13 protein-coding genes and 2 pseudogenes are annotated in these 14,497 nt (G+C 58.2%); all 15 read right to left on the bottom strand.

Translation table 11 applies throughout. The features are described from left to right. Nucleotides 1-3: 3 nt before the first annotated feature. On the bottom strand, nucleotides 4-450 hold the full coding sequence (gene fliJ / locus JW799_RS20755; protein WP_139787308.1) for a flagellar export protein FliJ: 447 nt from the start codon (nucleotides 448-450) through the stop codon (nucleotides 4-6). Nucleotides 451-461: 11 nt separating this feature from the next. Beyond that, nucleotides 462-1,784 (bottom strand): flagellar protein export ATPase FliI, encoded by a 1,323-nt coding sequence (fliI, locus tag JW799_RS20750; protein WP_080839932.1) that lies wholly within the window; start codon nucleotides 1,782-1,784, stop codon nucleotides 462-464. Next, nucleotides 1,768-2,610 (bottom strand): FliH/SctL family protein, encoded by an 843-nt coding sequence (locus tag JW799_RS20745; protein ID WP_080839934.1) that lies wholly within the window; start codon nucleotides 2,608-2,610, stop codon nucleotides 1,768-1,770. Before JW799_RS20745 ends, fliI begins: the two co-directional genes overlap by 17 nt. Then, entirely contained in the window at nucleotides 2,603-3,619 is a 1,017-nt protein-coding gene (gene fliG / locus JW799_RS20740; protein WP_080839936.1) for a flagellar motor switch protein FliG, read from the bottom strand. Before fliG ends, JW799_RS20745 begins: the two co-directional genes overlap by 8 nt. Nucleotides 3,620-3,631: 12 nt before the next feature. After that, nucleotides 3,632-5,203 (bottom strand): flagellar basal-body MS-ring/collar protein FliF, encoded by a 1,572-nt coding sequence (gene fliF, locus JW799_RS20735; protein ID WP_080839938.1) that lies wholly within the window; start codon nucleotides 5,201-5,203, stop codon nucleotides 3,632-3,634. A gap of 43 nt (nucleotides 5,204-5,246) precedes the next feature. Next, on the bottom strand, nucleotides 5,247-5,555 hold the full coding sequence (gene fliE, locus JW799_RS20730) for a flagellar hook-basal body complex protein FliE (protein ID WP_080839940.1): 309 nt from the start codon (nucleotides 5,553-5,555) through the stop codon (nucleotides 5,247-5,249). Nucleotides 5,556-5,607: 52 nt separating this feature from the next. Continuing rightward, complete coding sequence (flgC, locus tag JW799_RS20725; RefSeq protein ID WP_205431500.1) at nucleotides 5,608-6,054, bottom strand: flagellar basal body rod protein FlgC; 447 nt, start codon at nucleotides 6,052-6,054, stop codon at nucleotides 5,608-5,610. Nucleotides 6,055-6,087: 33 nt separating this feature from the next. Next, entirely contained in the window at nucleotides 6,088-6,498 is a 411-nt protein-coding gene (gene flgB, locus JW799_RS20720) for a flagellar basal body rod protein FlgB (protein ID WP_080839944.1), read from the bottom strand. A gap of 241 nt (nucleotides 6,499-6,739) precedes the next feature. Further along, nucleotides 6,740-7,507, bottom strand: coding sequence for a GTP-sensing pleiotropic transcriptional regulator CodY (codY, locus tag JW799_RS20715; RefSeq protein WP_080839945.1), 768 nt, complete (start codon nucleotides 7,505-7,507; stop codon nucleotides 6,740-6,742). A gap of 36 nt (nucleotides 7,508-7,543) precedes the next feature. Next, nucleotides 7,544-8,937: pseudogene (gene hslU, locus JW799_RS20710) on the bottom strand (ATP-dependent protease ATPase subunit HslU). A 24-nt stretch (nucleotides 8,938-8,961) separates the two neighbouring features. Further along, nucleotides 8,962-9,504, bottom strand: a complete 543-nt coding sequence (hslV, locus tag JW799_RS20705; RefSeq protein WP_080839948.1) for an ATP-dependent protease subunit HslV — start codon at nucleotides 9,502-9,504, stop codon at nucleotides 8,962-8,964. Between the two features lie 118 nt (nucleotides 9,505-9,622). Beyond that, nucleotides 9,623-10,960, bottom strand: coding sequence for an FADH(2)-oxidizing methylenetetrahydrofolate--tRNA-(uracil(54)-C(5))-methyltransferase TrmFO (trmFO, locus tag JW799_RS20700; protein WP_205431498.1), 1,338 nt, complete (start codon nucleotides 10,958-10,960; stop codon nucleotides 9,623-9,625). Between the two features lie 71 nt (nucleotides 10,961-11,031). Further along, nucleotides 11,032-13,128 carry a type I DNA topoisomerase gene (gene topA / locus JW799_RS20695; protein WP_080839952.1) on the bottom strand — a complete coding sequence of 699 codons (2,097 nt, stop codon included), beginning with the start codon at nucleotides 13,126-13,128 and terminating at the stop codon, nucleotides 11,032-11,034. Between the two features lie 290 nt (nucleotides 13,129-13,418). Continuing rightward, complete coding sequence (locus JW799_RS20690; protein ID WP_476695932.1) at nucleotides 13,419-13,703, bottom strand: DprA-like winged helix domain-containing protein; 285 nt, start codon at nucleotides 13,701-13,703, stop codon at nucleotides 13,419-13,421. Nucleotides 13,704-13,751: 48 nt separating this feature from the next. Continuing rightward, nucleotides 13,752-14,290: pseudogene (gene dprA / locus JW799_RS30300) on the bottom strand (DNA-processing protein DprA); the annotation flags it as partial. Nucleotides 14,291-14,497 lie beyond the last annotated feature (207 nt).

Raw genomic sequence — 14,497 nt, 5'->3', positions numbered from 1 at the left:
CTATCAACCGCGGGCGGCCGCGGCCGAGCGCATAATCGCCATTTCGTCCAATTCGTTCTGTTCGCGCTGCAAAGCTTCATGGCGAAAACGCTGAAGCGCCTTGTCTCTCGCATTGTGCCAGACTTTTTCGTCCACCATTTTGTCGGTTAGCCGGTCTCTTCGTTCGGCCGTTTGCCTTTCGGCCTGGCGGACAATTTCGATCTGCTTGCGGATCCCTTTGTCGAGCCATTCGATCGTCTGCTGCATGCGCTGCAATTCGGACAGCGCCGTCGGTCGTTGGGCTTGCTCGAACAGCCTGCGTTCGGCTTCCTCCCTCTCCCTTCGCAGCGTTTCCAGCATGTGCTCTTCCTTGCGAAGATTTCCGATTGCGGAAGCGTACTCCCATTCAGCCATCGACTTCTCGCTTTCCTTCAGATCGACGATCTTTTGCAAAGGATAACGAAATTTCACCCATCATGACCTCATCTCTTGTAAAAATCGATGACCAAACGCTCCTGAACTTCCGATAGCGTGACTTTTTCGGTCGTCTTTTGCCGGGTAAACCGGTTGATCGAGTCGATAAACTGGATCGATTTATCAATTTCCGGATTCGATCCGCGCTGGTACGCCCCAATATTGATCAGGTCTTCCGAATCTTTATAAATAGAGAGCAATCGCTTAAGCTGTTCCGCCGCGTCCTGCTGCTCGCCGGAAACGATGTCCTTCATGACCCGGCTGACGCTCGCCAGCACGTCGATCGCGGGAAAATGTCCCTTGTTCGCGAGCTGCCGGCTGAGCACGATATGACCGTCCAAAATGCCGCGGACCGCATCCGCGATCGGTTCGTTCATGTCGTCGCCGTCGACGAGTACCGTATAGAAGGCGGTAATCGATCCGTTCGGGCCGGTGCCGGCCCGTTCCAGCAGCTTCGGCAGCGAAGCGAAAACCGAAGGCGTGTAGCCGCGTGTAGCCGGCGGCTCGCCGATGGCGAGTCCGACCTCGCGCATCGCCATCGCGTAGCGGGTGACGGAATCCATCATCAGCATGACGTTCAGCCCGCGATCGCGAAAATATTCGGCGATCGTGGTGGCGATCAGCGCGCCCTTGATCCGGATCAGCGCCGGCTGATCGGACGTCGCCACGACGACGACCGAACGCGCGAGCCCTTCCGGGCCGAGGTCCCGCTCGATGAATTCGAGCACCTCGCGGCCGCGTTCGCCGACGAGCGCGATCACATTGACGTCGGCCGACGTGTTGCGGGCGACCATGCCGAGGAGCGTGCTTTTTCCGACGCCGGATCCCGCGAAGATCCCGACGCGCTGGCCTTGTCCGACCGTCAGCAACCCGTCGATGCAGCGGACGCCGGTTCCGAGAGGTTCGACGACGCGCGGCCTGAGCAGCGGATTGCCGGGACTGTTATGGGTCGAATAATGCGCCATTCGGCCGGGCAGCCGGCTTCCGTCAAGGGGACGTCCGAGCCCGTCCAGCACTTTGCCGAGCAGTTCGGACCCGACCTGCACCGTCAGCGGCCTGCCCGTCGTCACGACTTCGCAACCCGGGCCGACCGAATGCAGATCGCCCAACGGCATCAACAGCACTCGATTGTCGCGAAATCCGACCACTTCGGCCAAAATCGGTTCTCCGCCCTTCAGCGGATGAATCGTGCATACGTCGCCGATGCCTGCGTCAGGCCCTTCGGACTCCACCGTAAGACCTATGATCTGGGTCACCTTGCCGTTGACCTTGACAGGGTCCAAGTGCTGCAGCGCCTCCGAATACTTGGAAGCGTCAAGCGTTCTGCTCATCGGTTTCCCTCTCCTCGGAAGATTGGGCCGCCACCCGAAGCAGCTCTTGTCTTATCGAAGCCATCTGCGTGTCGATTCGGGCGTCGATGCTCCCGAAGGAGGAACGAATGACGCAGCCGCCTTCGGCGACCGAAACGTCGGGGACGATTTGCAGCTCCGCCTGGGAATCGACCAAAAGCGCAAGTTCTTCCTTCGACGCCCGGACAAAGGCGAATTGCGACGGCGCGACGCACAGCGTGATCACGCCCTGTTCCTTTCGCCTTGTCAAAGCTTTCTTGATCAGCTCGATCGTCAGCTCGGGCTGCTGCTCGAACTGGCGGGCAAGCACTTTCTCGGCGATTTTGCAGCTTAGTTCGACAAGGAAATGCTCTGCGTCCCGGATGATATCGTCTTTGGCCGCATAGGCCTGACGAACGATAGTTCCCGCGTCCTGGAGTCTGGACTCCCATTCGCCGCGTACCGCGCGCTCCGCATCCTCCGCGCCCTGCGCGTAGCCCGCGTCGTAACCGGCCGCTCGCGATTGTTCCACGACTTGTTCGTCTTCCTGACGCCGTTGCTGCCACCAGACATCCGCCTGCTCCTGAGCCTCCGATCGCAGCCGGTCGGCCGTTTCGCGAGCTTCGGCAATGATTTGTTCCGCGGTTTGCTCGGCATCCCGCAAAATTTGATCCCTTAACGACACTGTTTCGACATCAATCGTCGAATCTCCTTCGTTCGCATTGTCGGAATCTGAAATATTTTTGGGACTTGTTGCCTTTCGCAGCAGCTCGATTCGTTTCAAATCTTCCAACGGTATGACATGGGAGGATTTGATCAGATTAGACAATGATATCGTCGCCTCCGCCTCGAGCGATAATGATCTCGCCCGCTTCTTCCAGTCTGCGGATCGTCGCTACGATGCGCGTCTGCGCTTCCTCGACGTCCCGAAGCCGAACCGGCCCCATGTATTCCATTTCTTCCTTGAACGTTTCCGACATGCGTTTGGACATGTTGCGGAAAATCGCTTCGCGCACTTCCTCGCTGGCGACCTTGAGCGCGAGCTGCAAATCGGCATTTTCGATGTCCCGGATAATGCGCTGGATCGAGCGGTTGTCCAAATTGACGATGTCCTCGAACACGAACATCCGCTTTTTGATTTCTTCGGCGAGCTCCGGGTCCTGGATTTCCAGCGCGTCCAAAATCGTCCGCTCCGTCCCCCGGTCGACGCCGTTCAAAATTTGCACGATCGATTCGATGCCGCCGGCGTTCGTGTAATCCTGCGTTACCGTCGCCGACAGCTTTTGCTCCAGGACCCGTTCGACCTGGGCGATCACTTCCGGTGACGTGCTGTCCATCAGGGCGATCCTTCTCGCCACGTCCGCCTGCTTGTCCTGCGGAAGCGACGAGAGCACGGCCGAGGATTGATCGGGCTGCAAGTAGGAAAGCACAAGCGCGATCGTTTGCGGGTTTTCGTTTTGAATAAAGTTCAAAATTTGCGTCGGTTCCGCCTTGCGGGCAAAATCGAAAGGCCGTACCTGCAGCGTAGCCGTCAAACGATTGAGAATGTCGCTCGCTTTCTGCGAACCGAGCGCCTTCTCCAGAATTTCCTTCGCATACGCGATGCCGCCCTGCGAAATGTATTCCTGCGCGATGCAGATCTGATGGAACTCCGCCAAAATCTGCTCTTTCTCCATCGAATCGACTTTGCGGACGTTGGCGATTTCGAGCGTCAGCTGCTCGATCTCGTCGTCCCGCAAATGCTTGAACACTTGAGCGGATACTTCCGGCCCGAGCGTAATGAGCAGAATGGCCGCTTTCTGCCTTCCGCTTAATTGATACTGACCCGTTTTAGCCATAACCCGCCACCTCTATTCATCCACAAGCCACGTCCGGAGCAAATTGACGAATTCGTCCGGCTTGCGCTTGGCCAATCCTTCCAGCTGCTTTCGAACTTGGCTTTCGCTCGAAACGCTGTCGATGTCGATCGTCGGAAGTTCGACGCGCGGCACATCTTCAGGCACCGCTTCGGCTTCCCGAGCGGCTTTGCGTCTGCGGTAAACGAAATATCCGCCGCCTGCGAGCAGCGCGAGCGCCAGAACGCCCAAGCCCGCCAGCCAATAGGTCGATGCCGAAATGCCGGACGATTCGTCTGCGGCCGCATCGAACGTCTGCGTAATGACGGAGACCCGGTTTGCCATCGCCTCCGCGGACAAGTCTTGTCCGGAATCGGCCAACAGCGTGCGCACGTCGTTGACCAGCTTTTGTTGGATCGCCTGCTGCGTTTCCGGCGTCACCTTCGAAGAATCGAGCGCGACGCTGACGGACAGGTCCTTGACCTGGTAAGGGGCGAACGTCGTGTTAGTCGTGACCCGGCTCGGCTCGTAGTTCGTCGTCGTGGACGTCCGTTCGCTCGTCGTTCCCGTCGAACCGCCTCCGGACGGATAATTCGTAATGTCGGTCTCTCCCGTACCGGCTACGCCGCCAGCTGCGCCGTCGGTGCCTTCGTAGCTTTCCGACGTGTTGGACTCGCTGATGATGATGCCGCGGTTGTCGTTGTTTTCCAACGGTTGAACCAATTGCTCCTGCATCGTCTTCTGGTCGAAATTAAGCGAGGATACGACGCTGACGACCATGCTGTCCATCCCGACCAGCGTGGAGAGGAATTGCTGGATATTGTTTTTGATCCCGTTCTCGAATTTGCGCTGCACTTCGAACTGCTGGTCGAGAAGCGTTCCGCTGACCGCGCCGGTTCCGCCGATCGCGGCGGACGGGGTGAGCTGCGAATTTTGGCTCGTGATGGTAATGTCTTCCACGCTTAAATTCGGGACGGAAGTCTTGACCAGATTGAAGTAGCTGTCGATTTCCTCCTGGGAAGGGCGGAAGCTCGGTTTGAACGTCAGCATGACCGACGCGGTGGCGCGTTCGCGTTCCGAATCGTTCAGAAAGACGCTCTCTTCGGGGAGATTGACAAGCACTTTCGCCTTCTGAATGCCTTGCATGCCGAGCAGCAGCTGCTGAATCTCTCCGTTCAGGGCGTTGCGATACTTGACTTCGAACTCTTGATCGGTCGTGCCGATCATCGACGAGTTGTTGCTCATCTCCGCAAAACCCAACGAACCGTTTTGAACGAGACCTTGGGAGCCAACGGCGATTTTGACTTTGGAGGCGTCGGCGCTCGGAACGGAAATGCTCGTGCCCCCGCTGCCAAGCTTGTACGGGATGCCGCTTCCGTCCAAATACTCGGTAATGGCCGCCGCATCGGCGCTGTCCAAATCCTGAAACGCCAGCTCGTATTCGGTCCTCGTAAATACGTAAGTCAATACAATGATCGTAATGACCAAAAAAGCAGCCGATGAAGCCAGCATCCATTTCTGCTTCTTGCTGTACTGGTTCCAAAAGCTTAACCACTTCTCCCGGATCCGGGCCCATCTCTCGCTCACGATTTCACCTCACTGCTAGCTTTGCTGCAACAAAATGGCGCGACTATACCGACATCCGCATAATTTCCTGGTAGGCTTCTATCACCTTGTTGCGGACTTGGGAAGTCAGCTCCAAACTAAGCGAGGCTTTGGAAGCAGCGATCATCACTTCGTTTACGTCGGCTTCGCCGATAATAAAAGCGTCGTTTACTTTATGTACGTTGGCTTCCTGGGCGGCAACGCCGTCCAGCGCCGATTTCAAAAATGAGGCAAAGCTCTCCGTCGCCTCCGCTGGCGTCGTCGTCGGCTTGCTCGCGAAGGGAATGCCGGATGCCGCTTGCCCCACTGCCCCGATCAAATGGTTTTGAATCATCGTTCGTCCCTCCTGTCTTCCGGATGATGTTCAAGCGCCGCCGTTCCGGGCGTTAGCCGCGCCCTATTTCCAGCGACTTCGTAAACATCGCTTTGGAAGCGTTGAGCGCCGTAACGCTCGCTTCGTAGGAACGCGTTGCCGAAATCATGTCGACCATTTCCTTCAAAATATCCACGTTCGGCATGCTCACCATTCCGTCCGCGTTCGCGTCCGGATGAGAAGGGTTGTACACCGTCTTGAACGGAGTCTGGTCTTCGGTGATCGCCGTCACTTTGACTCCTTGATTGGCGAGCGTTCCGAGTTGATTGTTCAGCATATCGCTAAAGCTCGTTTCGCTCGGTTCGACGACGACCATTTTACGGCGATATGGGACAAATTCCCCATTGACATATGAGGCTCTCGTCGTTTCGGCATTGGCAATGTTAGACGATATGACATCCATTCTCAATCGCTGAGCCGTGAGGGCGGTCGCGCTGATATCAAATCCCGCAAGCTTCAATTGTCATGCCTCCTTCTTCGATTCGCACCGCTATCATTGCCCCTTGATGCCGATCCGGTACATCGAAATGTCGTGGTTGATCTGCTGAATCATCAGGTTGTAGCGAAGCTGATTGGCTGCGAGCGTGGACATTTCCTTGTCGATATCGACGTTGTTCAAGCTATTGGTGATGGCCGTCGTGCCGTCCGTTACGACCTGCGCGGCCGGAATGGCGCCCGATGCCCCGATTGGGATATGTCTCGGATCGGTCCGGATGCCGGAAATGCCCTGTTCCGCTCCGGTTCCCATAGCCTGCGACAACAGTTCCTCGAACACAACGTCGGACCGCTTGAAATTCGGCGTATCGACATTGGCGATGTTGTTGGCCAGCACCTGCTGCCGGAGAGTAGCGGCTTTGACGGCTCCTTCGAGCCTTTGAAACGAAGCGCCGCTCAATAAATCCATAATGCCACCACCTTTCTCGATTTTATCGGCCAATTTTTTAATTCAACATCGACTAACATTTTCCTGCTTGATTCGACAATTAATTCGTCATTCGTCCCAATCAAGCGCCAGGAGATGACAAATTAAAATTTTCTAAGAACAATCATCTCCGACAGAGTGAAATGTGACAATAAGAAAAAAGTCCTAATCTTAGGAACAAGATTGGACTAATTCCGAAAATTAGGACTTTTTTTATAAGGATTTAAAGTTTTCGCGAGGCCAGCTCATCTTGCAATCGGGAGTTCAATATGCGGATATAGGTGCCTTTCATGCCCAGCGATCGCGTGTCGATGACTCCGGCGCTCTCCAGCTTGCGCAGCGCATTGACGATGACGGATCGCGTAATGCCGGCGCGGTCGGCGATTTTGGAAGCGACGAGAAGCCCTTCCTTGCCTTCCAATTCCTCCAAAATATGCTCCACGGCCTCAAGCTCGCTGAACGAAAGCGAATTGACCGCGATCGTAACGACTGCTTTCCCGCGCGCCTCCAGCTCCCGCTCTTCGGCCCGCTCGCGCAAAATTTCCATCCCGATAATGGTCGAGCCATACTCCGCCAGGATGAGATCGTCATCGCCGAACTGCCGGTTTTCCCGGGCGAGAACAAGGGTCCCCAGGCGGTCTCCGCCGCCGATAATCGGGACGATAGTCACGATTTGACCATTGAACGCGGCCTCTACCGGAACGAGCATTTCAGACGGGGAAGCGTTGGATTCCGTTTCGACGATTCGCAAAAATCGATCGTTCGTCTCGTTCGGAAACCGCAATTCGTCTGATTCTTCCTGCCTAAGCCACGCTTCGGGAAAGTCCTGGGACGGGGCGGCCCCGAGCACTTTTCCCCTTCTGCTGACGACGAAAACGCCGCCCTGCAGCGTCTCGCCCAGCACCTCCGCCATCTCGCGGAAGTTAAGCGGTTTTCCCGCCGCCTTTTGAAGCAGCGTATTCAGCGTACGGGTTTTTCCGAGCAACGTCATCTTTTTGTATCCTCCTACATAACGACAAGCAACGCCTTAAAGAATGTACTGGCTCAAGTCCCGGTTGCTTGCAATGGTTGACAATTTTTCCCTCACATATTCAGGAGTAATGGAAAATTGGCCGAGCGAGAGCTCCGGCGCCTCGAAAGACAGATCTTCAAGCAGCTTCTCCAGCAGCGTGTGCAGCCTTCTCGCGCCGATGTTTTCCGTGTTCCGATTCACGTCCTGCGCCATTTTTGCGATTTCCGCGATCGCTTCCGGCGTAAACTCGACTTCGATTCCTTCGGTCGACAGCAACGCGACATACTGCTTGGTCAGCGCGTTCTCCGGTTCGGTCAAAATGCGCACGAAATCTTCGTCGGTCAGGCTCGACAGCTCGACCCGGATCGGAAAGCGGCCCTGAAGCTCGGGAATGAGGTCGGACGGCTTGGCGATATGAAAGGCGCCGGCGGCAACGAACAAAATGTAATCCGTCTTCACGGGCCCGTATTTGGTCATGATCGTTGAGCCTTCCACGATCGGGAGAATATCCCGCTGCACCCCTTCGCGCGAAACGTCCGGCCCTTGGCCGCGGCCTGCGCTTGCAATTTTATCGATTTCATCGATAAAGATTATGCCGGCCTGTTCCGCCCTGCCGACGGATTCCGAAATGACGTCGTCCATGTCGATCAGCTTGCCCGCTTCTTCGACCGCAAGCACCTTCCTTGCTTCCTTTACCGTGAGCTTGCGTTTTTTGCGGCGTTTCGGCATGAACTGGCTGAACATTTCCTGCATGTTTTGTCCCATCTGTTCCTGGCCCGTTCCCGCGAACAGATCCATCATCGAAGGGCCGGCGTCCTCGACTTCAATTTCCACGAGCTCGTTCTCCAGCTCGCCTGCGGCAAGCTTCGCCTTGGCTTCGCTACGCTTGGTCGCGAGCGACGGATCCTGCGGCTCCGCTTCTTCCTGCTGCCCGGCCTGCCCGCCCCGAACAGCATTTCGAACGGGTTGCGCTGCGGCTTCGGCTTCGCGTTCGAAGGAACGAGAAGCGCGACCAGCCGGTCGTTCGCCGCCTGCTCCGCCTTGTCCTTCACTTTCTCCATCCGTTCTTCCTTGACCATGCGAATGGCCGTTTCGACCAAATCGCGAACCATCGATTCGACATCCCGTCCGACATAGCCGACTTCCGTAAATTTCGTCGCTTCGACCTTGATGAACGGGGCCTGCACCAGCTTCGCGAGCCTGCGCGCGATTTCCGTCTTGCCCACGCCCGTCGGTCCGATCATCAATATGTTTTTCGGCACGACCTCGTCGCGAAGCGCTTCGGGGAGCTTGCTTCGCCGGTACCGGTTGCGAAGCGCGACCGCGACGGAGCGCTTGGCCTGCTTTTGACCGACAATGTATTTATCCAGTTCGGCGACGATTTGGCGCGGCGTAAATTGTCCATTCATCCCCTGTTCCCTCGCTTTCGCAAATCAAATTTCTTCGACGATCAGGTTGTCGTTCGTATACACGCAAATTTCCGAGGCGATTTGCAGCGCGTTGCGCGCGATTTCTTTCGCTTCCAGTTGGGGCGAGAACCGCTGCAGGGCGCGAGCCGCCGCCAGCGCGAAGCTCCCGCCGGAACCGATCGCGAGAATTCCGTCGTCCGGCTCGATCACTTCCCCGTTGCCGGAAAGGAGCAGCATTCCGGTCGCGTCCACGACGATCATCATCGCCTCGAGCTTGCGCAGCACGCGGTCGGAACGCCAGTCTTTCGCGAGCTCCACCGCCGCCCGCTGCAGATTGCCGTGATGCTCCTCGAGCTTTCCCTCGAATTTCTCGAACAGCGTAATCGCGTCGGCGACCGATCCCGCGAATCCGGCCAGCACTTGTCCCCGGTACAGCCGGCGCACCTTCTTGGCGGTGTGCTTCATGACCATGCTGTTGCCGAACGTGACTTGCCCGTCGCCGGCGATCGCGCCTTTTCCGTTATGCCTCACCGCGCAAATCGTCGTGGCGTGAAAGCTCATATCCATCCCTATCGCTCCTTTGCATGAATGGCGGCATGGCATTCGAGCCCGTGGCCGCCCGAATGATAACGGTCCGAGTAACGCGGCAAAGCAGCGGGTTCGCTTCCGCTGCCTTCTGCCTTGTTCAAGTCGCGAAACCGGCGCCGCTTGCCAATTCGGACTTGAAGCTTTCGATTTGTTCGAGCGCCCTGGCCGCAATGGCCTCGTTCTTTTCCTTTTTGCCGCGAATTCGCCGCTCCAGCGGTGGAAACAAGCCAAAGTTGGCGTTCATCGGTTGAAAATGGCGAAAATCCGCGGTCGTAATGTAATGCGACATGCTGCCGAGCGTCGTCGCCTGGGGCGGTACGACCGGCGCCAGCCCCCGGGCGAGCCTTCCCGCGTTGATGCCCGCGACAAGTCCCGAAGCCGCGGACTCGACATAGCCTTCGACGCCCGTCATTTGCCCCGCGAAAAACAGCGTTTCGCGGACGTTGGACTGGTACGTCGGGCGGAGAAGCTTCGGCGAATTCAAAAACGTATTGCGGTGCATGACTCCGTAGCGCACGAATTCGGCGTTCTCGAGCCCCGGGATAAGCGAGAACACCCGTTTCTGCTCTCCCCATTTCAGATGCGTCTGAAACCCGACCAGGTTGTACAGCGTGCCCGCCGCGTTGTCCTGGCGAAGCTGGATGACCGCGTAAGGCTGCTTGCCCGTTCGCGGATCGATCAGTCCCACGGGCTTGAGCGGCCCGAACAGCATCGTCTGCTTGCCGCGCCCGGCCATCACCTCGATCGGCATGCAGCCTTCGAACACCATGCTTTTCTCGAAGTCCTTCACTTCCGCCGTTTCGGCCGTCGTGAGCGCCTCGTAAAAAATCTCGAACTCCTCCTCGTTCATCGGGCAGTTCAAGTAGGCCGCTTCGCCCTTGTCATACCGCGACGCGAGGAACACCTTGCTCATGTCGATAGAATCCTTCTCCACGATCGGAGCGGCGGCGTCGAAAAAATAAAAGTACTCTTCCCCGAGCAGCTCCCGGATTTGCTCCGAAAGCTCCGGCGACGTGAGCGGCCCCGTGGCGATGACCGCGATGCCGTCCTGCGGGATTCGCGTCACCTCGTCCTGCACGACGGTCACGAGCGGGTGCTCCCGCAGCCTTGCCGTGACCTCGCCGGAAAACCCGTCCCGGTCCACCGCAAGCGCTCCGCCCGCGGGCACCGCGTGGCGATCCGCCGCCGACAGGATGAGCGAATCGAGCCGCCTCATTTCTTCCTTCAACACGCCTACCGCATTGGTCAGCCCGTTCGCCCGCAAGCTGTTGCTGCACACCAGCTCGGCGAATTGGCTCGTATGATGCGCCGGCGTCTGCCGCTGCGGCCGCATCTCGTATAACGTGACGGGAACGCCTTGCGCGGCGATTTGCCAAGCCGCTTCGCTGCCCGCAAGTCCCGCTCCGACGACCGTCACGGTCGTTTTCGTCGTCAATTTCCTTTACCTCCCGCAATGTTCGAAGGCGCGCTGCCGCCCGGGCGCCGCGCCCGCAAACCCGGCCTCCGTCATTCGGCGGCCTCATCCGTTTCCGGCGCCGCTTCGTTGTGGGCGCATTGCGTGCACTGCCACATGACGTTGCCCTTCGTTCGCTTCTCGACCATCAGGCCGCCGCAGTCCGGACAAGCCTTGGCCACCGGCCTATCCCACGATACGAAGTCGCATTCCGGATACTGGTCGCATCCGTAGAACATTCGTCCCTTCTTGCTGCGGCGTTCGACGATATGGCCTTTGCCGCACTTGGGGCAGGCGACCCCGGTCGCCTTGACGATCGGCTTCGTATTGCGGCACTCCGGGAACCCGGAGCACGCGAGAAACTTGCCGAAGCGCCCCATTTTGTAAACCATGGGACTTCCGCATTTATCGCAAATTTCGTCCGACGGCTCGTCGCGGATTTCAACTTCCTTCATTTCGTCCTCCGCGACCTCCAGCCGCTTTTCGAACGATTTGTAAAATTCGCCGATGACGTCGACCCAATTTTCCTTCCCTTCCTCGACGTGGTCGAGATCGTCCTCCATATGCGCCGTAAACTCGGCATCGAGAATTTCCGGGAAAAACTCTTCCATCAATTGGATGACCAGTTCGCCGAGCTCCGTCGGGACGAACTTCTTCTCTTCGATCGCGACGTAATTCCGCTTTTGAATCGTTTCAAGCGTCGGCGCGTACGTGCTGGGCCGGCCGATGCCGAGCTCCTCGAGCGTCCGCACGAGCCGGGCTTCCGTAAACCGCGGAGGCGGCTGGGTGAAGTGCTGCTTCGGCTCGATCCCTTTCGTCTCGACTTCGTCGGACGGTTCGAGCGGCGGCAGCAGCCGGTCCTCCTCGGTCGTGCCGTCGTCGTTGCCCTCGACGTATACCTTCATGAATCCCGGGAATTTCATTTTCGAGCCGTTGGCCCGGAATACGGCCGGACCGTTGCGCAGATCGACGGTCATCGTGTCCAGGACGGCGGACGCCATTTGGCTGGAAACGAAACGTTCCCATATCAACTTGTACAGCCGCAGCTGGTCGCGCGTCACATACGGCTTGACCTGATCGGGTTCGCGCAGCACGGACGTCGGACGGATCGCTTCGTGCGCGTCCTGGGCGTTGGCGTTCTTCTTCGCATAGACGCGGGGCGTTTCCGGGTAATACTTTTCGCCGAATTTGCCCAGGATGTACTCTTTGGCTTCCTCCTGGGCAACCGGGGAAATCCGGGTGGAGTCGGTACGCATATAGGTAATGAGACCGACCGTGCCCTCCTTGCCGAGATCGACGCCCTCGTACAACTGCTGGGCGATTTGCATCGTTTTGGCCGCGCGGAAATTGAGCTTGCGCGCCGCTTCCTGCTGCAGCGAACTGGTGATGAACGGCGGAGAGGGATTGCGCTGGCGCTCCTTCTCCTTCACTTCGCCCACGACGAACGCGCCGCCTTCGATCTGCTCCAAAACGGCATTGACCTCGGCTTCGCTGCCGAGCTCCTTCTTCTCCTGATTCAAAGCGTGGAATTTCGCTTCGAATTCGGAGCCGTTCTTGGAAAGGACGGCCGTTATGCTCCAATACTCCTCCGGCACGAACGCCTTGATCTCGTTTTCCCGGTCGATGATGAGCTTGACGGCTACCGACTGCACCCGGCCCGCGCTCAAGCCTTTTTTCACCTTTTTCCACAAAAGCGGACTGATTTTGTAGCCGACGAGCCGGTCGAGCACGCGCCGCGCCTGCTGGGCGTTGACCAGGTCCATGTTGATCGGGCGGGGCGTCTTGAACGCGTCCTTGACCGCTTGCTTCGTTATTTCATTAAATACGACGCGGCAGGCGTCGTTTTCGTTCAATTCCAAATAGTGGGCCAAGTGCCAGGCGATCGCTTCGCCCTCCCGGTCGGGGTCGGCCGCCAGAAAGACGTGCTTTACCTTCTTGCTTGCGTCCTTCAATTCCTTCAGGACGTTCCCCTTGCCGCGGATCGTTATATATTTGGGTTGAAAATCGTTCTGCACTTCTACGCCGATTTGACTTTTCGGCAAATCCCGAATGTGGCCCATGGACGCTTTGACGATATATTTGCTGCCCAGATATTTGCCAATGGTCTTGGCTTTGGCCGGCGACTCGACGATGACCAATGAGTCTGCCACGTCCACTCCTCCTCTCAACGGTCGACAGGTCCTTTCGTCCGCCGTTTCGGCGGCCTCGCAAAGGACAGTATATACGGATCCTGAAAACTGGTGTCATAAACTCTTAATCTGTAGCATAATGCATTCGCCGCCCTGTTCGCAACAAAGCGCAATTACCGGCGCCTGGCGAACGCGGGCAAGGACTTCCGATTCATGTGCTTCGGAAACATCGTATATCATCCCGTAGCCCGCGGTCAAATTCCGGACGAAAAAGGATTTCCGGCGAGCCTTCGGGAAAGTCGCTTTCGCCTTTAAATCGCGGCGAAAACGGAGCCCGGCCGGCTTTCGATTTTTTGTTTGAGCTGCAGGGACAGAAGCAACTGATGGAGCCGCCCGGCGCCCAAGGCGCTTGCGGCGAGCAGCTCGTCGATCGATTTCGGGCCGTCCAGCAGCAGATCGTACAAAACCGCCTCCTCCGGCGGCAGTTCCGCCCGCTCGGCTTGTTCCGCCGCGTCCCCCGCCTGCCCGGCTCCGGCTTTGTCCCGCTTTGTTCGGTGCTTGCTTCCCTCGCCGAGCTGCCGCTTGTATTCTTCCAATATATCCTTGGCTTCGATAACCGGCTTCGCCCACGATTCCCGAAGCAGCTTCAAGCCGCCCTTGCTCCGCGGAGACGTAATCGGGCCGGGCACGACGAACACGTCCCGGGACGCATCGTTCGCATAGGCCGCCGTATGGAGAGCCCCGCTTTTCTCGCCGGCCTCGACCACGACGACGCCAAGCGATATGCCGGCGATAATTCGATTGCGCAGCGGGAAGTAGTAAGGATACACCGGCATATCCGGCGGAATTTCCGATAAAACAAGCCCACTCTCCGCAATTTGCCGGTATAGCCCGCGTTCTCCCGCGGATAAGGCGAGTCGACGGGGCCGCCGAGCACCGCCACGGTGCCCGCCGGTCCCTGCAGGGCGCCGGCATGGGCGCAGGCGTCGATGCCCTTGGCCATGCCGCTGACGACGACCAAACCGGCCATCGAGCAGGCAAGGGCGAGCTCCTCGGCAACGCGGCGCCCGTAGGATGTCGCCGACCGCGTTCCGACGATGGCCACGGATGATTTTCTCGCAAGCGCAAGATTCCCGATGTAGTACAAAACCCACGGAAACCGGTGCGTATGGCGCAGCTGCATCGGATAGCCCGCGTCGAGCGCGGTGACGATCGATATTCCGGCCTTCTCCCGCCGCCGGATCGCCGCCTCGATCGCTTCCGGCCGCAGGCGTTCGGCCAGCGCTTTGGCCTCCTTCGCCCGCAGGCCCAGGTCCCGCCAATCCGCGGGCCGCCTCGACCGCGCGCCGTCGATGGCGCCCTCCGTGAACAGCCGATCGATTTTGTCGTG

This window comes from Cohnella algarum, assembly GCF_016937515.1.
Taxonomy (GTDB): Bacteria; Bacillota; Bacilli; order Paenibacillales; family Paenibacillaceae; genus Cohnella; species Cohnella algarum.
This window is presented reverse-complemented; position numbering and strand designations above follow the sequence as displayed.